We start from the raw sequence: 21,493 nt of genomic DNA, 5'->3' as shown, positions 1-21,493 counted from the left end.
TCCTTTCTGTTCATCGGCTCGAAAAGCTCCTACGCGCCGCGCAGTGCCCGGCGCGTAGCGCGGATGCGCTCACAGAAGCCCTCAGGCGGCGTGCTTCTCGCCTTCGATCTTCTTTGTCGTGCCTTTGAGCGTTGCCTTGTCGGCCGCGATCTCGATCCGCCGCGGTTTCATCTCTTCTGGAATTTCGCGCTTCAGATCGATCGTCAGCAGCCCATTGACCAAGCTGGCGCCAACGACCTTGACGTGGTCGGCAAGCTCGAAGCGGCGCTGGAATGCACGGCCGGCGATGCCACGATGCAGGTACTCACCCTTGTCCTCGCCGGCTTTCTGGCCAGAGACCATGAGCATGTTCTGCTCCTGGGTAATGGCCAGTTCGTCCTGCGAGAACCCAGCCACCGCCATATTGATGCGGTAGTCGTCTTCCGAAGTCTTGGCGATGTCGTAGGGTGGCCAATTGTCGACGGTCTCGATCCGGCTCGCCGTCTCGAGCGCGTTCAGCATTCGATCGAAGCCGATGCTCGACCGGAACAGGGGACTGAAGTCAAACGTGGTTCTCATAGCTACATCCTCCATTGAGCAACATAGATACGAGGGGCGCCAAGGAAGCGGCGCCCCTTGACCTTGCCGGTCTCTCTCAAGCACCGGCGTAATCGATCTGGGAATTCAACACGGGCACGTCAAGGCCCCGCTCCGAAGCCGCCTTCAAGGTCGTGAAAGTCAGTCCCTTCGTCTGCATGCAGGCAGGCAAATCATGAGTTGGAGGCGGCCGCACAACCACGACCGCCTCGGGGAGCTGATCTTCAATGGATCGCGATGATCCCGTCGACGGCCCCCCACTCCGACGCCCTGATGAGCCGATGGTGAGCGACACGGACAGAATGCAAGGCGCCAGCCAGCTCGCGCTGCCAAAAGCCCAGAAAGCCCCTCAGCGCCGGGAAATCCGGGGCAAGATCATAGTCCTGCCAGACGTAAAGCTGGAGCAGGCTGGGATGGTCGGGCAGATGATAATGGATCTCGGCAGTGGTCAAGCCATACCCATTCATCTGCAAGCGGAATTCCCTGCTGACCGCCATCGCCTTCGGGCCTTCACGCGCTCAGCCGGTCGACCACCTGCCGGTGGTCGTCATCGGCAGGGCCGCTGGGCGGCGGAGCCAGCGCATCAAGCCGGCGCAGCGCATCCATGATGTCGTCGAAGGAGACCGGCCGCTCGGTGCCCGGCGGCTGGCGCAGCGCCGGCATCGATTCTACGGCGCAAGCATCGGACGCCCAGGACGAAAGGATCGCCCGCTTTTCCCATATATCGAGCGAGCCGTCCTCCAGCACATCCCGCGGGTGCTGAAAATGCCTGGCCGGCGACAGCAGCCGGTCGAGCGAAAGGTCTGATAGTTCGGGAGCTAGGGAAGGAATGATCGGCGAAAGCGTCTGTCGGTCCATTTCTGTCCTCCGTCTCCAAAAACTCCTTGCTTCGGGTTCCAATTTCTCAGCGGTCCCGGCGCTGCCGGGCACCGATAATCTTGTTCAACTCAATCGCGAATTCAAGCCTCTCCGTTATCGGAGCGGGCCAATTTACCGCATGTTTTCAGCGCGCTAGCACTCAACGGTCGAGAGTGCCAAAAAATTTGCGGTACCCCCTTGAAAGTAGATGAAGGCAAAATTAGCTCGACATGCGCGCGATGCCGAAAGGGTCGCGCGAGCCCCGCTCCGGTCCTGCCGGTCCGGAGCGGAGGAACTGCTCGCAATCTGTTTGTCCTGAAGGAGAACGATATGACGTTCCGTCCATTGCATGACCGCGTGCTCGTGCGCCGCATCGAGGCCGAAGAGAAGACGGCCGGCGGTATCATCATCCCCGACACTGCCAAGGAAAAGCCGCAGGAAGGCGAAGTCATCGCCGTCGGCCCGGGGGCCCGCGACGAGAGCGGCAAGCTCGTGCCCCTCGACGTGAAGGTCGGCGACCGCATTTTGTTCGGCAAGTGGTCCGGCACCGAGATCAAGCTCAACGGCGAGGATCTGCTCATCATGAAGGAAAGCGATGTGATGGGCGTGATCGAGCAGGCCGCGACGCTGAAGAAAGCCGCCTGACCGGGGCTTCGATCGAACCGCAACCCAGTCAATGAAAGCTGCCTAAACAAGGAGTGATCCAATGGCTGCCAAGGAAGTCAAATTCCATTCCGACGCCCGCGAGCGCATGCTGCGCGGCGTCAATATCCTCGCCGACGCGGTGAAGGTGACGCTCGGTCCGAAGGGCCGCAACGTCGTCATCGACAAGTCGTTCGGCGCCCCGCGCATCACCAAGGACGGCGTCACCGTCGCCAAGGAGATCGAGCTCGAGGACAAGTTCGAGAACATGGGCGCCCAGATGGTTCGCGAAGTCGCTTCGAAGACCAGCGACCTCGCCGGCGACGGCACCACCACGGCCACCGTGCTTGCCCAGGCGATCGTTCGCGAAGGGGCCAAGGCCGTTGCGTCGGGCATGAACCCGATGGATCTCAAGCGCGGTATCGACAAGGCGGTGGATGCCGTCGTCGCCGAACTCAAGGTCAACGCCCGCAAGATCACCAGCAACGACGAGATCGCCCAGGTCGGCACGATCTCGGCCAATGGCGATGCCGAGATCGGCCGCTTCCTGGCCGAGGCTATGGAAAAAGTCGGCAACGAAGGCGTCATCACCGTCGAGGAGGCCAAGACGGCCGAGACCGAGCTGGAAGTCGTGGAAGGCATGCAGTTCGACCGCGGCTATCTCTCGCCCTATTTCATCACCAACCAGGACAAGATGCGCGTCGAGCTCGAAGAGCCATATGTCCTGATCCATGAGAAGAAGCTGGGCAATCTTCAGGCGTTGCTTCCCGTGCTGGAGGCCGTGGTGCAGTCCGGCAAGCCGCTGCTGATCATCGCCGAGGATGTCGAAGGCGAAGCTCTGGCCACGCTGGTGGTCAACAAGCTGCGCGGCGGGCTTAAGGTCGCCGCCGTCAAGGCTCCGGGTTTCGGTGACCGCCGCAAGGCCATGCTGGAGGACATCGCCATCCTGACCGGCGGCACGGCCATTAGCGAGGATCTCGGCATCAAGCTGGAGAATGTCACGCTGGAGATGCTCGGCCGTGCCAAGAAGGTCGCGATCGAGAAGGAGAACACCACCATCGTCGACGGCGCCGGCAAGAAGGAGGAGATCCAGGGCCGCATCACGCAAATCAAGGCGCAGATCGAGGAGACCACCTCCGACTATGATCGCGAGAAGCTGCAGGAGCGGCTGGCCAAGCTCGCCGGCGGCGTTGCCGTGATCCGCGTCGGCGGCGCAACGGAAGTGGAGGTCAAGGAGAAGAAGGACCGCGTCGACGACGCGCTGCACGCCACGCGCGCGGCGGTCGAGGAAGGTATCCTGCCCGGCGGCGGCGTTGCCCTGCTCAGGGCGGCCAAGGCGCTCGATACAGTCGCCGTCGACAACCCGGACCAGAGATACGGCGTCGATATCGTGCGGCGCGCGATCGAGGCTCCGGCGCGTCAGATCGCCGAGAACAGCGGGTCGGAAGGTTCGATCATCGTCGGCAAGCTGCGCGAGAAGACCGAATTCGCCTATGGCTGGAACGCCCAGACCGGCGAATATGGCGACCTCTACAAACAGGGCGTCATCGATCCCGCCAAGGTCGTGCGCACCGCGCTGCAGGATGCGGCCTCGGTTGCCGGACTGCTCGTCACCACCGAGGCCATGGTGGCCGAGAAGCCGAAGAAGGAGGCCGCTCCGGCCATGCCGGCCGGCGCCGGCATGGACTTCTGAGACGCCGACGGGAGCCCGCTTCTGGCAACGGGAGCGGGCGTTTCGAAACGCACGATGGGAGGCCCTTATGGATATGATGAGCGGCAATGGCTCGGTTCCGGCACCGACGCGCCCGGCAAGCGAATTCCTCGCTTATGAAGCCGAATGTCGAAGCGCATTGAAGCCGTTGCTGGCAGACTTGCTCGACACGGCCGAATCCGCCGGATGGAACCGGCGGACCGTCGCCTCAACGCTGATGTTTCTTGCCGCACAGCACGTGTCGGCCACCGAAACATCCGCGGGCGGCTAGCGAAATCGGGCCCCGCCTTCAAGGCGGGGCCCATGTGACTGCGAACGGACGAGGATTGCCATGATTGCAGGACGATTGCGCGAATGCCTGAGAATCTTGCGATGGGAAGCTGCCGACGTCGCCGAGGAGCTTGGCTGGCCCAGAAACGACGTGACGCGCTGGCTCGAGGGGCGCGCGCCGGTGCCGCTGGCGGTCGCCGCCTGGATCGAGGCCCTCGCCAAGGCACACAAGGCGCTGCCCCCGCCGCGCCTTAACCGGCAGAATTCAGCGACGCACACGCCGGCAGGCCCGGTGGTTGTGCAGGCGTTCAACGGCGTAGGCCAGCCGCGACCGCACGGCGTCGTCCTGCAACCGCCCTACCCGCGCCGACATGTGCTGGCCGGGACGACCGGCCTTCGCCCGGGCGCCATGAGCATCCACTCGAATGAGGGTTCTGACCATGAACCACGACCGCTTTGAAGAGCCTGTCACCATCCTTGTCGGAATGGGTTTGCCGGTCCGGCTCGAGACCATGATGGAAGCCTATGCCCTGCTGCAGGACTGGCCGGCTGCGAGCAGGAGCAGCGCATATGCGATCGCGCTCAACGCCTGCAAAGCTGGCATTGCCGGCGAGATCGACGCGGAAATGGTGCGGACAACCCTTGTTGCCTTCGCCCGCCGCCACGATATCCTGGCGCCGGACATGGTTTCGCTGGCGCCCGCAGCGCTGGCAGGGCGCGCGTCCACAAGCAACAATGGCTGAAGATTTGAAACCGGCGCGTGCTGGCGCGACGGACAAAATAACCGAACCCAGGAATTTTGAATGACGACGGACACCAAGGCGAAGGAAACCAGGACATTCGAGGCGGACGTCTCGCGGCTGCTGCATATGATGGTGCACTCGGTCTATTCGGACCGAGACGTTTTCCTGCGCGAGCTGATCTCCAACGCGGCGGATGCCTGCGAGAGGCTGCGCTTCGAGGCGGTGAGCCGGCCAGAGCTTCTGGGCGACGATGCCAAGCCACGCATCACGATTGCCGCCAATCCGGACAACAAGGAGCTTTCGGTCGAGGACAACGGCATCGGCATGAGCCGCGACGAGATGGCGGAGGCGCTGGGCACGATCGCGCGCTCCGGCACCCGCGCCTTCATGGAGCGCGTCGAAGCCGGCAAGGCGGCGGAAGACACGCAGCTGATCGGCCAGTTCGGCGTCGGGTTTTATTCGGCCTTCATGGTCGCAGACCGTGTCGACGTCATCAGCCGCCAGGCCGGCAGCGACGAGGCCTTCCGCTGGTCGTCCGACGGCAAGGGCACCTACGAGATCGCGCCGGCGCCGCTCGAGGCAGCACCCAAGCGCGGCACGCGCGTGGTGCTGCATCTGATGGAGGACGCCTCGTCCTACACCACGCCCTATCGGCTCGAGGGCTTGGCGAAGTCGCAGTCCGGGCATGTGCCGGTGCCAATCACATTTGTCGAAAAGCCCGGCGCCGAACCGCGCGACATCGCCGACGGCACGGCGCTTTGGGTGCGGCAAAAGAGCGAGATCAAGCCGGAGGAATATACCGACTTCTACCGCAGCATCGCCGGCCAGTATGACGAGCCCGCCTCGACCATCCATTTCCGCGCCGAGGGCCGGCAGGAATACAGCGTGCTCGCCTTCGTGCCGGGATCGCGGCCGTTCGACCTGTTTGACCAGGACCGCAAGGGCCGCATGAAGCTCTATGTGCGGCGCGTCTTCATCACCGACGAAGCCGATCTGCTGCCGCGCTACCTGCGCTTCGTGCGCGGCCTGGTCGATTCCGCCGACCTGCCGCTCAATGTCTCGCGCGAGATGATCCAGGAAAGCCCGTTGCTCGCAGCGATCCGCAAGGGCGTGACCAACCGCGTTCTCGGCGATCTCGCCAAGACGGCCGAAAACGATGCCGAAGCCTACGCCAAAATCTGGGAAAATTTCGGCGTCGTCCTCAAGGAAGGTCTCTATGAGGACTACGAGCGACGCGAGCAACTGCTGAAGCTTGCCCGCTTCCGTTCGACGACCTCAGGCGAAGACAGGCGCAGCCTTGCCGACTATGTCGCAGCGATGAAGGAAGGACAAAAAGCGATCTTCTTCATGGCCGGTGACGATCGCGCCCGGCTCGAAGCGTCGCCGCAGCTCGAAGGTTTTCGCGCACGCGGCATCGAGGTGCTGCTCCTCACCGATCCCGTCGACAGCTTCTGGGTGACGATAGCGCTGGAATTCGACGGCAAGCCGTTCAAGTCGGTGACGCAGGGCGCGGCCGAGCTCGCCGATATTGCGCTGCCCGAAGATGCGACGAAGCCCGACGCGGAGACGTCGTCGGATATCGCCGCCTTCCTGGCTTTCGTGAAAACGACGCTTGGCGAGGAGGTTTCGGACGTGAAGTCCTCCGACCGGCTGACCGAAAGCGCCGTCTGCCTCGTCGCGCCGGAGCATGGCCCGGACCGCCAGTTCGAGCGCCTGCTCAACGCCGCCGGCCGGCTCGACAAGGCGGCCAAGCCAATCCTCGAGATCAACCCGCGCCACGAGCGCGTGGCGGCGCTGGCAAAGCTCGGCGACGACGAGAAGGCGTTCAAGGAAGACGCCGCGCATCTGCTTTACGACGAGGCACGTGTGCTCGACGGCGACAAGCCGGCCGACGCCAAGGCGTTCTCGGCGCGGCTTGCGCGGCTGATCGATCGCGGGCTGGCGAGGGGGTAAGCGCCGGCGCTCGCCCGACAGGGGGAATGCGCCGCCGCCCATTGCGTAGGGTCTTGCCCTACCCCCTCAGCCCGGGCGCTTCCTGGCCGGTGCGGGCGACATATTCGGTGTAGCCGCCGCCGTAGGTGTGGACGCCGTCGGGCGTCAGCTCGAGCACGCGGTTCGACAGCGCCGCCAGGAAATGGCGGTCGTGCGAGACGAACAGCATCGTGCCTTCATATTGCGACAGCGCCTCGATCAGCATCTGCTTGGTGGTTATGTCGAGGTGGTTGGTCGGCTCGTCGAGCACCAGCAGGTTTGGCGGATCGAACAGCATCAGCGCCATCACCAGCCGGGCCTTCTCGCCTCCGGAAAGCACGCGGCACTTCTTTTCGATCTCGTCGCCGGAAAAACCGAAGCAGCCGGCCAAAGCCCTGAGCGGCGCCTGGCCGGCCTGCGGAAACGAGTCCTCCAGCGTCTGGAAAACGGTGCGCTCGCCATCGAGCAGCTCCATGGCGTGCTGGGCGAAATAGCCCATCTTGACGCTCGGGCCGCGCGCGACGGAGCCTTCGTCCGGCTCGGAGGCGCCGGCGACCAGCTTCAGAAGCGTCGACTTGCCGGCGCCGTTGACGCCCATCACACACCAGCGCTCGCGGCGGCGGATCTGGAAGTCGAGGCCTGAATAGATCGAGCGGCTGCCATAGGATTTGTGGATGCCCTTCAGCGTCGCCACGTCCTCGCCGCAGCGCGGCGCCGGCTGGAATTCGAAGGCCACCGTCTGGCGGCGCTTCGGCGGCTCGACGCGGTCGATCTTGTCGAGCTTCTTCACCCGGCTCTGCACCTGCGCCGCATGGGAGGCGCGCGCCTTGAAGCGCTCGATGAAGGCGATCTCCTTGGCCAGCATCGCCTGCTGGCGCTCGAACTGCGCCTGCAGTTGCTTGTCGGCCAGCGCACGCTGCTCCTGGTAGAATTCATAATTGCCGGAATAGGAGGTGAGCGCGCCGGCGTCGATCTCGATGATCTTGGTGACGATGCGGTTCATGAACTCGCGGTCGTGCGAGGTCATCAGCAGCGCGCCGTCGTAATCCTTGAGGAATTTCTCCAGCCAGATCAGGCTTTCGAGGTCGAGATGGTTCGACGGCTCGTCGAGCAGCATGACGTCGGGCCGCATCAACAGGATGCGGGCGAGTGCCACGCGCATCTTCCAGCCGCCGGAGAGTTTTGAGACGTCGCCGTCCATCATCTCCTGGCTGAAGCCGAGGCCGTCCAACACCTCGCGCGCCCGACCGTCGAGCGCATAGCCGTCAAGCTCCTCGAAGCGGTGCTGCAATTCGCCGTAGCGCTCGATGATCTGATCCATGTCGTTGGCGCGGTCGGGATCGCCCATGGCGTGCTCAAGCTCGCGCATCTCGGCAGCGACCGCGCTGACCGGTCCGGCGCCCTCCATGACCTCGGCGACGGCGCTCAAGCCGCCCATATCGCCGACATCCTGGCTGAAATAGCCGATGGTGACGCCGCGATCGACCGAGACCTGACCTTCATCGGGCTGCTCCTGGCCAATGATCATGCGGAACAGAGTCGTCTTGCCGGCGCCGTTCGGGCCGACAAGCCCGATCTTCTCGCCCTTCTGCAAGGCGGCGGAAGCTTCGATGAAGACGATCTGTCGGCCGTTCTGCTTGCCGATATTTTCGAGACGGATCATGGGACGGTCCGGGAAACTTCGCTGACGTGGCGGGGATTTGCCCGGGGCATTACGCGAATGCGGGCACGAGGGGAAGAGGCAGAAGCGCCGCATGCCGCGCTCGGCCTATTCCCTTCGGGGCAGAACCCAGCCGAGGTAAAATTGATTCGCGTCGCCGACAGATCGAGCGCTTAGTGCTGGAGCCAACCACTTGATGGGCTCTGGCAAGGGAGGTCAACCATGGCCATGTACCTGACGCGCTTCAGCTACACGCCCGAGACATGGGCGCGAATGATCGAAAACCCCGAAGATCGCCGCAAGGCAGCCAGCTCATACATAGAATCGGTGGGCGGAAAGCTGCACGGGTTCTGGTACGCGTTCGGCGAGCACGACGGCTGGAACCTGTGGGAGGCGCCGGACAATGTTTCGATGGCGTCCGTCGTGCTCGCCATCGGTGCCGGAGGGGCGCTCAGCTCCTGCGAGACCACCGTCCTCCTCAGCGTCGAGGAGACGATGGACGCGCTGGGCAGGGCGAAATCGATCCGTTATCGGCGGCCGGGAGCGTAAAAAAAACGCCGCCGCGGGGAGTGTCACCTCGCGTCATGGAAGATGATGCCGAGCGTATGTCGCCTGCCCGAGCGCAGGCGGCTAACGCCGTGGCGCAGGTTGACGCGATAGTAACCTCGCGTGCCCTCCACCGGCCGGTTGTGCACGGCGAAGATTACCGCATCGCCGCGCTTGAGCGGCACCACCTCGGCGCGGCTTTGCATGCGCGGGCGCTGCTCGGTGAGCACGAATTCGCCGCCGGTGAAATCCTCGCCGGGCTCGGACAGCAAGATCGCCACCTGCAACGGAAAGGCAAGCTCGCCGTAGAGATCCTGGTGCAGGCAGTTGAAATCGCCGGGGCCGTATTGCAGCAGAAGCGGCGTCGGCTTTACCTGCCCCTCGTCGTGGCAGCGTTTCAGGAAGGCGGCGTGCTCGGCCGGATAGCGCTGGGCAACGCCCATCTTCTCGTTCCAGTCATTGGCAACGGGGGCGAGGCGCGGGTAGAGCGCGGTGCGAAGGCCCTCGATCAGGTCCGGCAGCGGATATTTGAAATACCGATATTCGCCCTTGCCGAAGCCGTGGCGCGCCATCACGACATGGCTGCGGAAATGCTCTTCATGCGGGTAGAGCGCGGCGATATCGGCGCATTCTTCCGCCGACAGCATGCCGGGCATGACTGCACAGCCATGGGCGTTGAGGTCTGACACCAGCGCGCGCCAATCTTCTGCTGCGACGCGGGATTCGGCGGAGCGGCTGGCGCGCTTGGTGTTGAGGGAATGGATGGTCATGAGTTGGCTCCTTCGCTTGGTGTCAAAGTGGGGCGAAGGATGAGCGTCGGCCACCCGATTCCTGCGGGGGGCGCCGGCTTTCCCTTCTCCCCTTGCGGGAGAAGGTGGCCTCGCGCAGCGAGGTCGGATGAGGGGTGCTGGAAGGAATGAGGCGGCGGCGATTTCAATCTTATCGCCAAGCTGAAACACCCCTCATCCGTCTCGGCGCTAACGCGCCGATCCACCTTCTCCCACAGGGGGAGAAGGAGAAGTCGCGCCTCACTGCCTCCGATACATCTCCAGCTCCGGATCGAGATCCACCTTCACCGCATTGGTGAATACGCAGGTCGCCACCATGATGCCGGCGAAGGCGGTGAGGTTGACGAGCAGCGTCTCGTCGTAGCGCGCCTTGAGCGCGGCCCAGGTTTCTTCCGGGACGCCATTGGCATCGGCGGCGATTGCCATGCCGAAGGAAATCAGCAGCGTCTCGTCGGCGGTCGGTTCGATCGCTTCGGGGTCGAGCCCGTTGTCGATCAATGCGCGGCGAAAGAAGGTCACGGGAATCTCGGCGCGCATCGTTTCGGCGACCGCTTTCGACAACAGCCAGATGGCGCGGTCGTCGAGTGTGGGCTTGAGAAGGTCGCGCAGCGTGAACCATTCGGCGTAGATGCGGTGGGCGGCCGGCGAGTGGAGCAGGATGCGCTTCATGTTGGTCATGCGGCCGCGCAGCGCGAGCTCGCGGTCGTGCTCGGCGCGGATGTCGTCCGAGGCGGTCGCGTAGTCGATCGACGAAAGATACGCCATTGCGCTCACCCCAGCGTGGAACGAAGCGCGGGCGCGCCGCGCAGCGTGTTGGAGACGGTGCAGATGTTTTCCGCGTCCGCCAGGATCCGTTCTTTCATTGCGGCATCAAGGTCGCCGGTGATCTCCAGTTTGACGATGAATGCCTCGACCCGCGAGGGCTCGTCCTTCGCCTTCTCGCCGCTGACATCCGCCCTCACCTCGCCGAGCCGGTCGGCGACGCCGAGGCGGGTGGCGGCGATGCGGGCGCTGAGCACCATGCAGGCGGCTAAAGAAGCATGGAGCAGGTCGAGCGGGCTGAAGCCGGGCGCGCTGACCTGCGTGACCACATCGACGGTGCCACCGGTCGGGGTGGTGACCGCTGGCAGGCCGCCCGGCGGCAGGACGGCAAGCGCGCCGGCATTGCGGGTTCTGACTTTCAAGTCTGCCATCGTGTCGTCTCCAGTTTGGAGGCCATTGATAGCGGACGGGAATTCACTGAGGCAATCGCCGAGGCAGGCCGTGGGCGATTGGCGTTTCCTCGCCTCCATGAAATGGGGGAGAGGTGGCTCGGCGAAGCCGAGACGGAGAGGGGGAGCGCCCTGCGAAGCCCCCTCGCCGTCCACTTTGCGGACACCTCTCCCCCGCCTCTGGCGGGGGCGAGGAACCCGGGTTCTGAGAGGCTACTTCGTCAGATCGAGCGCTGCCGTCAAATCGCCCATCGGCGGCTGGTCGTGGTTGCGCAGCGCCTTGTCGCGGGCGACGATGCCGGGCAGCACAGGCAGGTCGTAGCGGGCGGTGATGAAACGCAGGATCGAGGTCGTGTCATACTGCGTGTGATCGACCATCCCCATCTTCGCATAGGGCGAGATGATGAAGGCCGGGATGCGGTTGCCCGGGCCCCAGCGATCGGCCTTGGGCGGCGCGACATGATCCCAGAAGCCGCCATTCTCGTCATAGGTGACGACCACCAGCATATGCGCCCATTGCGGGCTCTTCTCCAGATGCGCGACGAGGTCGGCCAGGTGCTGGTCGCCGGAGGTCACGTCGGCATAGCCGGCATGCTCGTTGAGGTTGCCCTGCGGCTTGTAGAAAGAGACCGCCGGCAGCTTGCCGTCATCGATCGCCTTGATGAACTCAGTGCCGCCGAGCCCGCCGTCCTTGAGGTGCTCGGCCCGCGCGGCCGTGCCCGGCGCATAAGCCGCGAAATAGTTGAAGGGCTGGTGGTGGAACTGGAAGTTCGGCACGGGCGTCGCGTTCTTGCCGTCGAGCGCCGCCTGCCAGGCGCCCGAATACCACGCCCAGGAAATGCCCTTGAGCGACAGCAGATCGCCGATGGTGATCTCGTGCTGCGGCGGCAGCGTGGTCGGCTGCGCCGGATCGGCCAGCGCCTTGTCGCCACCCTCGGCCGGCTTGTTGGCGCTTGGCTGGTAAGGCGGCTGCATGGTGTTGACGGCGTAGAAGTCGGGCGTGATGGCGCCGTCATTGGCGAATTTCGGCACGCCGCCCAGCGCCGAGGGCGGCGAATTGTCGGCCGGTTTCAGCGTCACGCCATCCGGCTCGACGACGGCAATCTGGGCCTTCACCGGGCTGGTGTCGGCATTTGGATAGTAAGGCACGCAGGCGCAGGCCAGCATGAAATGGTTGAGGAAGGAGCCGCCGAAGGCGCCCTGGAAGAAATTGTCCGCCAGCACGTATTTTTTGGCGATCGCCCACATCGGCAGGATCGAGCCGTCATAATGGCCCATCACCAGCGCGCCGGAATCGGCCCAGGCGACGAACTTGTCGTTCCGGCCGCCGTCGATCTGCATCTGCTCCTGATAGAAACGATGCCACAGATCATGGGTGATGACGCCGGTATTCTCGTTGAAGCCCTTGGGATCGTCGATGGCGAATGTCGCATTGGGCAGATGCGCGCTCTGCGCCTCCGTCACCGCCGGCGTGACGCCCTTGCCGGTCAGTCCGCCCCAGGCCGGCGGCAGTTCGGAAAGCGGCTTGCCGTCGCGGTCGAGCTGGCGCGCCTGGTCGGGCGAAACGTTGGCCAGGCCGTTCGCGCCGGGGAAGCCGCCATAAAGGTTATCGAAGCTGCGGTTCTCGGCGTAGATGACGACGACGGTGTCGATCTTGTCGTAACCGGCAGGCGCCGCTTGGGCAGCAGCAGAGAACGATGCCAGCGCCGTGAAGGCGAGGCAAAGGGAGAGAAAGGACCGGATCATGGAAAATGCCTCGTGGCTTGGGAATGGCTGGAGGACGGCAATGCAGGAACGCAACACTGCATCAATGCCCAGCTACTTCGACGCCTTGTCACCTTTGTGACAGTTCGGCCCCGGCCGAACACGGTTTCGTGAGCGGGAAGACCGGTCATCAATCCGTTGCACTCGATCCTTACGCCGCCAAAGAAACCGGGCGGAGAAATCAGGGATATCGCCGAAGACGATGGGATATCGGAAAAATCACGCGATCGCCATTGCAGCGGCCACGATCGTCGCCTCCACCACGCCCGCCAACACCGAGGAGCCATCCGGTGTCCATCCCGGCCCGATGACGCGGCAGGAAGCCTTCGCCCGCGCCGAGGCGCTGACGGCGCTGGGGCGACAGATGTTCTTCGACTCTTCGCTCTCGGCCTCGGGCAAGCAGGCCTGCTCATCCTGCCACGATCCCAACCATGCTTTCGGGCCGGCCTCGGCGGCACCGGTCGAAATGGGCGGAGCCAATCTTGACCAGCCCGGCGTTCGCGCCGTGCCGTCGCTGCGCTACCTGCAGGCGGCGCCCGCCTTCACCGAGCATTTCTACGACTCCGAGGACGAAGGCGACGAAAGCGTCGACAATGGCCCGACCGGGGGCCTGACCTGGGACGGCCGCGCCGACCACGGCAAGGACCAGGCAAGAATCCCGCTGCTGTCGTCCTTCGAGATGGGCAACAAGGACGCGGCCCAAGTGGTCGCCAGCCTGCGCAACGCGCCTTATGCCGGCGCCTTCAAGGCGGCCTTCGGCGCCGATGTCTTCGACCATCCGCAAGACGCCTTCGACGCCGCTGTGGAAGCGCTCGGCACCTTCGAGCAGAGCAGCGCCGATTTCTATCCCTATTCCAGCCGCTACGACGCTTTCCTTGCCGGCAAGGCGCAACTTTCCGCGCAGGAATTGCGCGGCCGCATGCTGTTCGAGGACGCAGCGAAGGGCAATTGCGCGAGCTGTCATCTCAGCGAACCGGCCAATGACGGCGAGCCGCCGCAATTCACTGATTACGGCCTGATCGCGATTGCCGTGCCGCGCAACCCGGCGATCCCCGCCAATGCCGATCCCAATTATGTCGACCTCGGCCTGTGCGGTCCGCTGCGCACCGATCTCAAGGACCGCGTCGAATATTGCGGCCTGTTCAAGACGCCGACGCTGCGCAACGTTGCCTTGCGGAAAAGCTTCTTCCACAACGGCTATTTCCACACGCTGCGCGACGCGGTCGCCTTCTACGCCAGCCGCGATACGGATCCTGGGCGCTGGTACCCGAAGAAGGCGGACGGAACGGTCGACAAATTCGACGATCTGCCAAAGGCTTACTGGGGAAACCTCAACACAGACCCGCCCTTCAATGGCAAAAAGCCCGGCGACAAGCCGGCGCTGACCGATGCCGAGATCGACGACATCGTCGCCTTCCTCGGCACGCTGACCGACGCCGACCAGGCGGGGCAGTAGGGCAAGCAGCCAAGGAGATTGGTGGCTTGCAGCCGCAGCGGTGCTATCCACCGTAAATGTGTGCCAATGTGAACCACATCATAGGAACGCCAAGTCGCGCCTGCTATATTGCCCATCTCTTCACAGATGGAGTCTCCGATGAGGTTCGTCCCGGTGCAGGAGCCGCCTGGCAGCAGCTGGACGGTGTTCGATGCGGCCAATGGCGCGCCGGCCGAATATGCCGGCCGGGTGCTTATCGGCCTGACATCGTGCGAAGCCCGCTGGTTTGCCGCCGTGGGCAACGGCCGCGCCGCTTGGCAGCGGTCCATCACGCCAGGCGTGCAGCTGCGGCTGGTCAGCGGGGGCGGTTGCCAACCCATCCGGGAAAGGCATGGCCAGACAGGTAGTTAGGACACCGCGTTGATTCAGGCAGAGCGATCTCCCATCGATTGCCTTCTCACCTCGCTGGCGCATAGCGGCTCACCACCATGCCGCAGGCATAGGGCTTGGAGCCGAGGAGCCTCAGCCTGCCAAAGCCGCCCTTGTCGAAAATGCGGCGGCCACTGCCCAGAACGGCCGGATTGATGAAGAGCTGGAACTCGTCGACAAGGCCGGCGGCGATCAGCGCCGAGGCGAAGCCGGCGCCGCCGAACACGGCGATGTCGCCGCCCTCGCCTTGCTTCAGCGCGTTGACCTCACGCGGCAAGTCGCCGCTTACGACGCGCGTTCGTTCCCAGCGCGAGGCGCCGAGCTTATCGCTCGCCACCACCTTTTCGGCCTCGACGATGCGCTGGGCGAAGGCAAAGAAGCGGTCCTTCGGATATTTCCTCGCCGCGTTGCCCCAATGGGTCATATAGCCTTCCTCAGCCATCTTGCGGCTCAACAGGATGGTGTCGATGGTCGTGAAAACGGCGTTGAAGTCCCGTTTAAGCTCCTCGTCCCATGCGCTGTCGTCGCCCCATTCCCAAAGCTGCCAGCGATGGCCCTCATTGGCGCCGACAAAACCGTCGACCGACATCTGCATCTGCAGGATAAGCTTCTTCATGTCCGGTCTCCCTCGTCAGGAATTGCTGCCTGTGAAGGCTCGGGCCGCGGCGGGCGAACGGGCGAAAGCCTGCGCCCAGGCTTCGAAGCTGGTCGGGGTGGCATTTTCGGCTGAGGGTGCTTCCAGCGCCCAGCGCTCGCCTCTGTTGAAGCTTGCCGCCGTCTCGCCCAGCGCATCGGCAAAACTCGCCGATATGCCATTGGCGACCATACCGGCCCGCGCATCGGCGAACGACGCTTCATGGTAGGCGACCTCCTTGCCGATCGCCCTGCCCAGGATCGCGGTAGCCTGTTCGAGCGTGTAGGAGCCGCCGCCGTGCAATTCGACAACGCGCTGGATCGGAAAGTGTTCGGCACTCAATAGAGCGGCGGCGCGTTCGCCAACGTCCTTGGCGGCAATCAGCGGCATCGGCAGGTCGCCGCGGAATGGCGAGGCGAAGACGCCGGACGCCGCCTGCTCGACGAAGCCCATGCCCTTGACGAAATTCTCCATGAAGAAGGAGGCGCGCAGATAAACGAGTTCCTCCAGGCCCAGCACTGCGAGCCGCTCTTCCATCAGCGCAGCGCCAAGCGAAGTGCCCATCCTGAGATGGGCATTGAGGCCGCTGAGCAGCACGATCCGGCGCAGGCCCGCCTTGGCGATGGAGGATGCCAGCCGTGCGCCGACCTCGTCCTCAAAGTGATGCAGATCGGGCGCGGTGACATCGAAGGGGATCATCACGTAAGCGCTGTCGGCACCCGAGAAGGCGGCGTCGAGCGCCGCCTGATCGTCGAGTGCGACGCCGAGGCTACGGGCGATGCCGCGCACCTTGTGCCCTGCCCCGGTCAGTCTGGCCGAGACCTCGGCGCCCACTTCGCCGGTTGCGCCGACGACCACCACCGTACGCTTGACTTGCCGGTTCATATCGATCTCCTCTCTCAAATGATTTACTTCTGGAACCATTTGACGCAAGGCAAGAACGATGTCAATAGTAAAGTGATTTAAAAATGGAACCATACTGATGTCGACCAAGGAACGATCCGGCTGCCCGATCAGCCTCTCGCTCGAACTACTCGGCGACCGCTGGACGCTGCTCATCATTCGCGACCTGGCCTTCGCCGGGAAAAGGCACTTTCGCGAGTTCCTGCAATCCGACGAAGGCATCTCGTCGCGCACGCTGGCCGAGCGGCTGCAGACGCTGGTCGACGAAGGCATTCTCACCCGCAGCGACGACCCGAGCCACGGTCTGAAGGCGATCTACCGGCTGACCGAGGCCGGCATCGACCTTTTGCCGGTTCTGGCAACGCTCGGCGCCTGGGGCAGCAAATACCGCAAGGCCGACGATAAGTTGGCCCGGGTCGCCAACGATCTGGCGGCCGGCGGTCCGCCGGCGCTTGAACGGATGAAAGAGAGGCTCAGAGCCGAGCACCAGGGATAGGTCTGTTCCGACCTCGGCGATTGGCGTGGCCCGGCTACTCCTCGCCCGTCAGCGAGCCCGCCCGTGTGGGAGCGGTCCGACTGGCTCTTCGGCCGGCGGCTCGCCCGGCAGCCCCAGTCGCAGCCGCTCCTCCTCGGCGAAGATCTCGGCCTGCGCGTGAATGTCGAACACTTGCTGCTTCAGCCTGCCGCCGTCGACGACGCGCACGATCCATTGGCCATTAACGGTTTTTACGCGGACACTGTCTGGCTCGCTTGTTACCATATACAGCTCCTGCTCTTCATTCGAAGAACTGCCTATCTTCGACCCGCAATACAATCTAGCGCGTCTGGAATTGCCGAAAAGCGTGGCTTATTGTTCTTTAGTGCAAGAGCACCCGCCGTTATTCGGCATATTTGCGAGTTTCACGAATAAAAGCGAGCACGGCGGGCGAAGGCATGCCCTTGCGCCTAGGTGCAGCCGAGTTCGACTTCGACATGGCGTTCGGTCTGCGAGACGATGCAGCAACGGAATTCGAAGGCGTCCGAGCGGTATTGCAGATTTAGGCAGTGCGGCAGTTGGCGGTGCGCGAGCGCGGAAGAATTCGCCGCATAGGCGGCGGCCCGGCAGCCTTGGGGGGGGTGATACTGGGTTCGGCGGCCGGGCCTGACCGGAGTTTGCGAGGCCGCCGGCTGCCACCAGCATGCGCTTGGGCCCGGCCAAGGACAAGAACGACCTAGGCCCTAGGACCAAAGCTGCAAGGAGGATGGTCGAGACGACAATTGCGCTTGGACCGACTGGAAATAGTGTGCCGAACGCCGGCCGCGTCAAAAGCCGAAGAAATGCCGGCCGATGAGATAGCCAAGCGCCGCGACGAGCAGCGGAAACAATGCCGGCGCTGCCTTGCCGAACAGCGAGGGGTTCATCTCCTTGGCAGGAGTGCTGGGTTTGGCATTGCCGAGGTTCTTGGTCATGGGCTCATTACCGGTTGGGGCTAGGGTAATTCCGGACGGAAAACCGTGACACACTTTTTCCTGGAATTGGCTCCAGCTGCCGGCTGAGCCATTAAATTAGAGGCCGCTTATTAAATTTCCGGCAAGCCCAAAACTACAATTCGCGGCAATTTATTCCGATTGCTGGGTACGCTCGGCGAGCGCGAAGGCCTGAAGGTTGCGCGACTTGCCGGGATCCTGGTCGGCGTTGGCGATAATGGCGTGGAAGGCCGCGCGGGCAATATCCCTCTTCTTGGCGTCCGGGTGCAGTTTTCGCACCGCCTTGAGCAGGTCTTTCGGTTTCATATCGGGGGTGACGACGCGCATCAGCGTATCGCCTATGGCCTGCAATTCGCTGGCATCCATAATGATGAACCCTGCTTTAGCGCATCCAGCCTGGCATATAGCGGTGAGAGCGCGTCATTTTTGTGATGCCCCTCGCGGACTCGGAGCCGCCTCTGTCAGAATCGCGAGGCGGCCAAGCCGCCGGCAGACGCTACGGCGGCCTGGAGGGGATTGTTCACAATGCGTCCATGTCGCCGCGGTCATCGCCCGGCTGGCCCTTGGCCCCGCCGGCGCCGCCTTGATGGAGGCGGCGCTCCGCAATGTCTCGCAAGCACTGACCTTGGGCGCACAACTCAGCGGCAAGACGAGGTTGGTCCCTGGTTCGGCTAAGGCGCGCCTCGCGCATCGTCTTCCGCGCGAATTTTCCCAAGCCTCGGCTGGACTGGCGTGGCAACCGATCGTCCGGCCGGATGCCATCCTGCTAGGCAGGTATCAAGACTGCGATGCGATGCACGCCCACCTCCTTGCTTGTATTCGTCGCCTCGTCGGTCTTGCCCTTGGAACAGGTGTACATGTCGCCTTCCTTGAGCTTGAATTCCTTGTCCTTTTTCTTGATCGTGAAAGCGCCCGACGTAATCGTGCATACCATGTCGTTGTCCATCACCATTGCGGGCGCGTGCGCTCCGGGCTGGAAGACCACGTCGACAATTGAAATGCTCTTGTAGGCGGGAATGTCGGAATTGCCGGTGCCGACCTCAACCACTCTGATGCCGGGCGCTATCTCCTTGCCATCCTTCGGACCGTATTTCTTGGTCTTTGCGGATGCCATCAGGGTGAACAAGGGCGTGACCGCGGCGGCCGTAATGCTGAGAGCAATTGCAGACCTGCGATTCATGGTTTTCATCGCATCCTCCCAATATGTTGGCTACGCACGAAAGTGCGTAATCGTTATATATTAGCACAGACGCAAGTATGATGCTGGGAATTCGGAAGCGCAGGCCCGCACCGTGTTGGTTAGGAACATTCCGCTAAAAGCAGCGTCCTGACGTGGTTCGGCCAGTCCGTTGGTCGGCGCGGCGTTGGGAACCCCGGCATTGTCGCCGAGTTTAGAGTCCAAGGCGAATTGCTATGGAAGACAGACCGCCAGCCGAAAACCCGAGAAGGACCCTCGTCACGGTGCTGGCAATCTGCGTTCTCATCATCGTCCTATTTTTTATCGGCTTCAAATTTTCGGGACCTGACCAGGGCGCTCTGATCGTGCCCGGGGCAGTACAGCAAGGCAGCAAGTGAATGACTGGCGAGCACCAAGGCCCGACCAAGCTAGGGCGAGCGCCTAGCAATCCTCGACGATTTCGCCCGGCTGCGAAGCCAGTGGGGTCGGGCTGACTGCTCTGTGCCGCAAGAGCTCGCCCCGCGTGCGGCGAGGATGACTTCTTTTGGGGCAAGCCGACTGCCATCGAACCCCTCTTCGCCTCGCCCACAGGTCTTGCAACTGAACGCATCCGGCCTCATTCGATTTTCCGCCGGAACTTCGAATGGCAGGTCGTGCAGTCCTGCAGAATGAGGTGCAGGAGATGCTCCGCCGGCATTTTTGCGGGATCGGCCTCGGCGACGCCCGGGCGCTTGCCAAGCAGGCTGCCGCCATCTGCGGGCGGTCCCGTCATTCGCATGTCGGCAGTAATCTCGGCGGGCGCGTTCCCGGCCTTCGCGGCGAGCGCATCGGCAAGCCGGCCGATATGGCGGGCGAGCGCCTCGAACTCCGGCCGGGCCTGGTCGATCTCCCGTTTGGCGGCCGACGGCGCGCCAACTGTGCCCCGCGGGAATCCTGCAATCAGAGCACCGCCGGTGCGGGCGCTGAGTGTGCCCGCCGCTGCCTTGAAGGCCGCCCGCTCATAGGCGCGCTTGCCGTCGAACATCTCGGCAATCGCCTTGGCTGCGGCGGCCATCTCCTTCATCGCGGCCTGGCGCGTCGTAACGATCGCGTTGTCCGGGTCCCGAGCCAGCGACGGTGCGGCTACCGGCAACACGGCGAGGGCCAGCACCGCGGCCGCGCAAACGATGCCAGACCTCATGCCTGCACGTCGACGACGCCCATCATACCCAGCTGCTCATGCTCGAGGATGTGGCAGTGATACATGCGCGTCCCTGGCCGCTCCTGGCGCGTGACGAGCCGCACCGTCTCCCCGCGCGCCACGTTGACCGTGTCCTTCCACGCCAGATAGGGCGGCTTCGAGACTTTGCCGTCGCGCTCGCGCTCGATGAGCTGGAACTGTGTGCCGTGGAGATGGAAAGGATGGTCCATGTCGGCCTGGTTGACGATCTCCCAGAGCTCGGTGTCGCCGGCCCTGGCGACGATATCGACACGCCCCATGTCGAACGCCATGCCGTTGATCAGAAAACCCATCTCCATACCGGTGGGCTTCATCGCCATGATCTCGGTGAAGACGAGACGGCGGCTAACCGTCGGCTGGCCAAATCGCGCGATCGGCCGCAGCCGCTCGGGCAGCGGCGGCATCGGCTCGGCCTGCGTGTCCGAGACGTCGGCCGTCAGCAGGGCGAGCCCCTTGTCCTCCGGCCGGCCCGGCCCCATCCAGCCGCGGTCGTAGTCGAGCGTGGTGAGGATTGCTGTCCCCGGCTTGTCGAAAGCGACGACCAGCTCGACGCGCTCGGCCGGGCTGAGCAGGATCTCGTCGGCCGCCACCGGCGCCTCAATCAGCCCGCCGTCGCTGCCGATCACCGTCATTGCCGCATTGACGAAAGCAAGCCTCAGGAAGCGCGCATTGGTGGCATTGTAGAGCCGCAAGCGCCGTTTCGTGCCCATTGCCACGGCGAGCCGCGGGTTCTTCTGGCCGTTGACCAGCACGTGATCGCCGACGCGGCCGTTCATCATGTCGGTCATGGTGTTTTCGGGCATTGAACCGTCGGCGGCGAGGCGAAGGTCGGTTAGGAAGAGCGTGGTGTCTCCATAGGCGGCCGGGATCGGATCGGCCTTGGCCTTGACGAGGAACGCACCGGCAAGGCCGCGATAAACCTGCTCGGCCGTCCGACCATGCGGATGCGGATGATACCAGTAGGAGCCGGCCGAGCCTTCGGGCAGTTCGAAGGCGTAGACACGGTCGGCGCCCGCCGCCACCGGGTCCATCGGATTGCCATCTTGGTCCGCCGGCACCGGCATGCCATGCCAGTGGATGGTGCTTGGCTCGCCCTCGATCCGGTTCGAGAAGGTGATCTCGACGCGGTCGCCCTCCTGGGTCTCGATCAGCGGTCCTGGGCTGATCCCGTTATAAGCAAGAATCGGCGTGTCCCGGTCGGCGGCAAAGCGCGCCGTGGCCGACTCTGCTGTCAGCCTCGCCTTGAACAGGCCGGGCCCGGCTGCTTCATTCGCCAGCAGCGGCAATTCGCGCAAGGGCTGGTTCTGGGGCAGCGCCACGGGGCCTTGACCCATCGCGCCCATGTCATGGCCGGCATGGTCCATACCGGGCATGTTCGACATGTCGTCCATCTTCATCTGCGCCAGCGCGCGCGGGCTCGCCAGAACCGTCGCCAGGCTTGCCGCCAGAAAACCGCGTCGATGCATTTTTCGCTCCTCGATCTCGATTG

The 21,493-nt window shown here is 63.9% G+C and carries 26 protein-coding genes; 10 read left to right on the top strand and 16 right to left on the bottom strand.

The window, feature by feature from the left end; all coding sequences use genetic code 11:
- Positions 1 to 81 precede the first annotated feature (81 nt).
- From LB523_RS23405 to LB523_RS23395, 3 genes are all read right to left on the bottom strand, one after another.
- Entirely contained in the window at positions 82 to 558 is a 477-nt protein-coding gene (locus LB523_RS23405) for an Hsp20 family protein (protein WP_224607354.1), read from the bottom strand.
- 242 nt (positions 559 to 800) lie between these two features.
- Complete coding sequence (locus LB523_RS23400) at positions 801 to 1,073, bottom strand: usg protein (protein WP_224607350.1); 273 nt, start codon at positions 1,071 to 1,073, stop codon at positions 801 to 803.
- 13 nt (positions 1,074 to 1,086) lie between these two features.
- Positions 1,087 to 1,434, bottom strand: a complete 348-nt coding sequence (locus tag LB523_RS23395; protein WP_224524793.1) for a hypothetical protein — start codon at positions 1,432 to 1,434, stop codon at positions 1,087 to 1,089.
- Between the two features lie 330 nt (positions 1,435 to 1,764).
- Here LB523_RS23395 and groES point away from each other — a divergent pair, with 330 nt between their 5' ends.
- The 6 genes from groES (at position 1,765) to htpG (ending at position 6,753) form a co-directional block, all read left to right on the top strand.
- Complete coding sequence (gene groES / locus LB523_RS23390; protein ID WP_040988406.1) at positions 1,765 to 2,079, top strand: co-chaperone GroES; 315 nt, start codon at positions 1,765 to 1,767, stop codon at positions 2,077 to 2,079.
- A 61-nt stretch (positions 2,080 to 2,140) separates the two neighbouring features.
- Positions 2,141 to 3,769: a chaperonin GroEL gene (groL, locus tag LB523_RS23385; RefSeq protein ID WP_095767138.1), complete on the top strand. Its 1,629-nt coding sequence runs from the start codon at positions 2,141 to 2,143 to the stop codon at positions 3,767 to 3,769.
- A gap of 67 nt (positions 3,770 to 3,836) precedes the next feature.
- Complete coding sequence (locus LB523_RS23380) at positions 3,837 to 4,058, top strand: hypothetical protein (protein WP_095767137.1); 222 nt, start codon at positions 3,837 to 3,839, stop codon at positions 4,056 to 4,058.
- Between the two features lie 60 nt (positions 4,059 to 4,118).
- A complete protein-coding gene (locus LB523_RS23375; RefSeq protein ID WP_224607347.1) occupies positions 4,119 to 4,517 on the top strand; it encodes a helix-turn-helix domain-containing protein in 399 nt (132 codons plus the stop codon).
- On the top strand, positions 4,498 to 4,800 hold the full coding sequence (locus tag LB523_RS23370; RefSeq protein ID WP_224607344.1) for a DUF982 domain-containing protein: 303 nt from the start codon (positions 4,498 to 4,500) through the stop codon (positions 4,798 to 4,800). The genes LB523_RS23375 and LB523_RS23370 overlap by 20 nt, the downstream gene beginning before the upstream one ends.
- 60 nt (positions 4,801 to 4,860) lie before the next feature.
- Positions 4,861 to 6,753, top strand: a complete 1,893-nt coding sequence (gene htpG / locus LB523_RS23365) for a molecular chaperone HtpG (RefSeq protein WP_224607341.1) — start codon at positions 4,861 to 4,863, stop codon at positions 6,751 to 6,753.
- A gap of 58 nt (positions 6,754 to 6,811) precedes the next feature.
- On the opposite strand, the gene LB523_RS23360 is transcribed toward htpG, so the two are convergent.
- Positions 6,812 to 8,434: an ABC-F family ATP-binding cassette domain-containing protein gene (locus LB523_RS23360; RefSeq protein ID WP_224607339.1), complete on the bottom strand. Its 1,623-nt coding sequence runs from the start codon at positions 8,432 to 8,434 to the stop codon at positions 6,812 to 6,814.
- Between the two features lie 219 nt (positions 8,435 to 8,653).
- On the opposite strand from LB523_RS23360, the gene LB523_RS23355 reads away from it, so the two are divergent.
- On the top strand, positions 8,654 to 8,980 hold the full coding sequence (locus tag LB523_RS23355) for a GYD domain-containing protein (protein WP_176477003.1): 327 nt from the start codon (positions 8,654 to 8,656) through the stop codon (positions 8,978 to 8,980).
- 23 nt (positions 8,981 to 9,003) lie between these two features.
- On the opposite strand, the gene LB523_RS23350 is transcribed toward LB523_RS23355, so the two are convergent.
- The 4 genes from LB523_RS23350 to LB523_RS23335 all read right to left on the bottom strand — a co-directional run bounded on the left by LB523_RS23350 (position 9,004) and on the right by LB523_RS23335 (position 12,722).
- Positions 9,004 to 9,747: a 2OG-Fe(II) oxygenase gene (locus LB523_RS23350; RefSeq protein WP_224607337.1), complete on the bottom strand. Its 744-nt coding sequence runs from the start codon at positions 9,745 to 9,747 to the stop codon at positions 9,004 to 9,006.
- A gap of 258 nt (positions 9,748 to 10,005) precedes the next feature.
- Positions 10,006 to 10,530, bottom strand: coding sequence for a hypothetical protein (locus LB523_RS23345; protein ID WP_224607335.1), 525 nt, complete (start codon positions 10,528 to 10,530; stop codon positions 10,006 to 10,008).
- 5 nt (positions 10,531 to 10,535) lie between these two features.
- Positions 10,536 to 10,958: an OsmC family protein gene (locus LB523_RS23340; protein ID WP_224607333.1), complete on the bottom strand. Its 423-nt coding sequence runs from the start codon at positions 10,956 to 10,958 to the stop codon at positions 10,536 to 10,538.
- Positions 10,959 to 11,189: 231 nt separating this feature from the next.
- Positions 11,190 to 12,722: an acid phosphatase gene (locus LB523_RS23335; protein ID WP_224607331.1), complete on the bottom strand. Its 1,533-nt coding sequence runs from the start codon at positions 12,720 to 12,722 to the stop codon at positions 11,190 to 11,192.
- 220 nt (positions 12,723 to 12,942) lie between these two features.
- On the opposite strand from LB523_RS23335, the gene LB523_RS23330 reads away from it, so the two are divergent.
- Together LB523_RS23330 and LB523_RS23325 are read left to right on the top strand one after the other, a co-directional pair.
- On the top strand, positions 12,943 to 14,196 hold the full coding sequence (locus LB523_RS23330; protein ID WP_224607330.1) for a cytochrome-c peroxidase: 1,254 nt from the start codon (positions 12,943 to 12,945) through the stop codon (positions 14,194 to 14,196).
- Positions 14,197 to 14,334: 138 nt separating this feature from the next.
- Positions 14,335 to 14,586, top strand: a complete 252-nt coding sequence (locus LB523_RS23325) for a hypothetical protein (RefSeq protein WP_095767128.1) — start codon at positions 14,335 to 14,337, stop codon at positions 14,584 to 14,586.
- 46 nt (positions 14,587 to 14,632) lie between these two features.
- Here LB523_RS23325 and LB523_RS23320 read toward each other — a convergent pair whose 3' ends face one another.
- Positions 14,633 to 15,220 (bottom strand): dihydrofolate reductase family protein, encoded by a 588-nt coding sequence (locus LB523_RS23320; protein WP_224607328.1) that lies wholly within the window; start codon positions 15,218 to 15,220, stop codon positions 14,633 to 14,635.
- 15 nt (positions 15,221 to 15,235) lie between these two features.
- Positions 15,236 to 16,123, bottom strand: coding sequence for an NmrA family NAD(P)-binding protein (locus tag LB523_RS23315; RefSeq protein ID WP_224607325.1), 888 nt, complete (start codon positions 16,121 to 16,123; stop codon positions 15,236 to 15,238).
- 97 nt (positions 16,124 to 16,220) lie between these two features.
- Between LB523_RS23315 and LB523_RS23310 the strand changes: the two genes are divergently transcribed.
- Positions 16,221 to 16,637, top strand: a complete 417-nt coding sequence (locus LB523_RS23310) for a winged helix-turn-helix transcriptional regulator (RefSeq protein ID WP_095767125.1) — start codon at positions 16,221 to 16,223, stop codon at positions 16,635 to 16,637.
- A 48-nt stretch (positions 16,638 to 16,685) separates the two neighbouring features.
- Here LB523_RS23310 and LB523_RS23305 read toward each other — a convergent pair whose 3' ends face one another.
- From LB523_RS23305 to LB523_RS23280, 6 genes are all read right to left on the bottom strand, one after another.
- Positions 16,686 to 16,901: a hypothetical protein gene (locus tag LB523_RS23305; protein ID WP_141245335.1), complete on the bottom strand. Its 216-nt coding sequence runs from the start codon at positions 16,899 to 16,901 to the stop codon at positions 16,686 to 16,688.
- Between the two features lie 542 nt (positions 16,902 to 17,443).
- On the bottom strand, positions 17,444 to 17,590 hold the full coding sequence (locus LB523_RS23300; protein ID WP_224524826.1) for a hypothetical protein: 147 nt from the start codon (positions 17,588 to 17,590) through the stop codon (positions 17,444 to 17,446).
- A gap of 150 nt (positions 17,591 to 17,740) precedes the next feature.
- Entirely contained in the window at positions 17,741 to 17,974 is a 234-nt protein-coding gene (locus LB523_RS23295) for a hypothetical protein (RefSeq protein ID WP_095767121.1), read from the bottom strand.
- A 400-nt stretch (positions 17,975 to 18,374) separates the two neighbouring features.
- Positions 18,375 to 18,797 (bottom strand): hypothetical protein, encoded by a 423-nt coding sequence (locus tag LB523_RS23290; protein WP_224607323.1) that lies wholly within the window; start codon positions 18,795 to 18,797, stop codon positions 18,375 to 18,377.
- Between the two features lie 604 nt (positions 18,798 to 19,401).
- Positions 19,402 to 19,935, bottom strand: coding sequence for a cytochrome c (locus tag LB523_RS23285; RefSeq protein WP_224607321.1), 534 nt, complete (start codon positions 19,933 to 19,935; stop codon positions 19,402 to 19,404).
- A gap of 26 nt (positions 19,936 to 19,961) precedes the next feature.
- Positions 19,962 to 21,470, bottom strand: a complete 1,509-nt coding sequence (locus tag LB523_RS23280; RefSeq protein WP_224607319.1) for a multicopper oxidase family protein — start codon at positions 21,468 to 21,470, stop codon at positions 19,962 to 19,964.
- Positions 21,471 to 21,493: the final 23 nt, after the last annotated feature.

It is taken from the genome of Mesorhizobium sp. ESP-6-4, assembly GCF_020164735.1.
GTDB lineage: Bacteria > Pseudomonadota > Alphaproteobacteria > Rhizobiales > Rhizobiaceae > Mesorhizobium.
This window is presented reverse-complemented; position numbering and strand designations above follow the sequence as displayed.

Bases quoted from the DNA above. Each gene is read 5' to 3' on its own strand.
- LB523_RS23405 (WP_224607354.1), bottom strand. From the start codon at position 558: ATGAGAACCACGTTTGACTTCAGTCCCCTGTTCCGGTCGAGCATCGGC.
- LB523_RS23400 (WP_224607350.1), bottom strand. From the start codon at position 1,073: ATGGCGGTCAGCAGGGAATTCCGCTTGCAGATGAATGGGTATGGCTTG.
- LB523_RS23395 (WP_224524793.1), bottom strand. From the start codon at position 1,434: ATGGACCGACAGACGCTTTCGCCGATCATTCCTTCCCTAGCTCCCGAA.
- groES (WP_040988406.1), top strand. From the start codon at position 1,765: ATGACGTTCCGTCCATTGCATGACCGCGTGCTCGTGCGCCGCATCGAG.
- groL (WP_095767138.1), top strand. From the start codon at position 2,141: ATGGCTGCCAAGGAAGTCAAATTCCATTCCGACGCCCGCGAGCGCATG.
- LB523_RS23380 (WP_095767137.1), top strand. From the start codon at position 3,837: ATGGATATGATGAGCGGCAATGGCTCGGTTCCGGCACCGACGCGCCCG.
- LB523_RS23375 (WP_224607347.1), top strand. From the start codon at position 4,119: ATGATTGCAGGACGATTGCGCGAATGCCTGAGAATCTTGCGATGGGAA.
- LB523_RS23370 (WP_224607344.1), top strand. From the start codon at position 4,498: ATGAACCACGACCGCTTTGAAGAGCCTGTCACCATCCTTGTCGGAATG.
- htpG (WP_224607341.1), top strand. From the start codon at position 4,861: ATGACGACGGACACCAAGGCGAAGGAAACCAGGACATTCGAGGCGGAC.
- LB523_RS23360 (WP_224607339.1), bottom strand. From the start codon at position 8,434: ATGATCCGTCTCGAAAATATCGGCAAGCAGAACGGCCGACAGATCGTC.
- LB523_RS23355 (WP_176477003.1), top strand. From the start codon at position 8,654: ATGGCCATGTACCTGACGCGCTTCAGCTACACGCCCGAGACATGGGCG.
- LB523_RS23350 (WP_224607337.1), bottom strand. From the start codon at position 9,747: ATGACCATCCATTCCCTCAACACCAAGCGCGCCAGCCGCTCCGCCGAA.
- LB523_RS23345 (WP_224607335.1), bottom strand. From the start codon at position 10,530: ATGGCGTATCTTTCGTCGATCGACTACGCGACCGCCTCGGACGACATC.
- LB523_RS23340 (WP_224607333.1), bottom strand. From the start codon at position 10,958: ATGGCAGACTTGAAAGTCAGAACCCGCAATGCCGGCGCGCTTGCCGTC.
- LB523_RS23335 (WP_224607331.1), bottom strand. From the start codon at position 12,722: ATGATCCGGTCCTTTCTCTCCCTTTGCCTCGCCTTCACGGCGCTGGCA.
- LB523_RS23330 (WP_224607330.1), top strand. From the start codon at position 12,943: ATGGGATATCGGAAAAATCACGCGATCGCCATTGCAGCGGCCACGATC.
- LB523_RS23325 (WP_095767128.1), top strand. From the start codon at position 14,335: ATGAGGTTCGTCCCGGTGCAGGAGCCGCCTGGCAGCAGCTGGACGGTG.
- LB523_RS23320 (WP_224607328.1), bottom strand. From the start codon at position 15,220: ATGAAGAAGCTTATCCTGCAGATGCAGATGTCGGTCGACGGTTTTGTC.
- LB523_RS23315 (WP_224607325.1), bottom strand. From the start codon at position 16,123: ATGAACCGGCAAGTCAAGCGTACGGTGGTGGTCGTCGGCGCAACCGGC.
- LB523_RS23310 (WP_095767125.1), top strand. From the start codon at position 16,221: ATGTCGACCAAGGAACGATCCGGCTGCCCGATCAGCCTCTCGCTCGAA.
- LB523_RS23305 (WP_141245335.1), bottom strand. From the start codon at position 16,901: ATGGTAACAAGCGAGCCAGACAGTGTCCGCGTAAAAACCGTTAATGGC.
- LB523_RS23300 (WP_224524826.1), bottom strand. From the start codon at position 17,590: ATGACCAAGAACCTCGGCAATGCCAAACCCAGCACTCCTGCCAAGGAG.
- LB523_RS23295 (WP_095767121.1), bottom strand. From the start codon at position 17,974: ATGGATGCCAGCGAATTGCAGGCCATAGGCGATACGCTGATGCGCGTC.
- LB523_RS23290 (WP_224607323.1), bottom strand. From the start codon at position 18,797: ATGAAAACCATGAATCGCAGGTCTGCAATTGCTCTCAGCATTACGGCC.
- LB523_RS23280 (WP_224607319.1), bottom strand. From the start codon at position 21,470: ATGCATCGACGCGGTTTTCTGGCGGCAAGCCTGGCGACGGTTCTGGCG.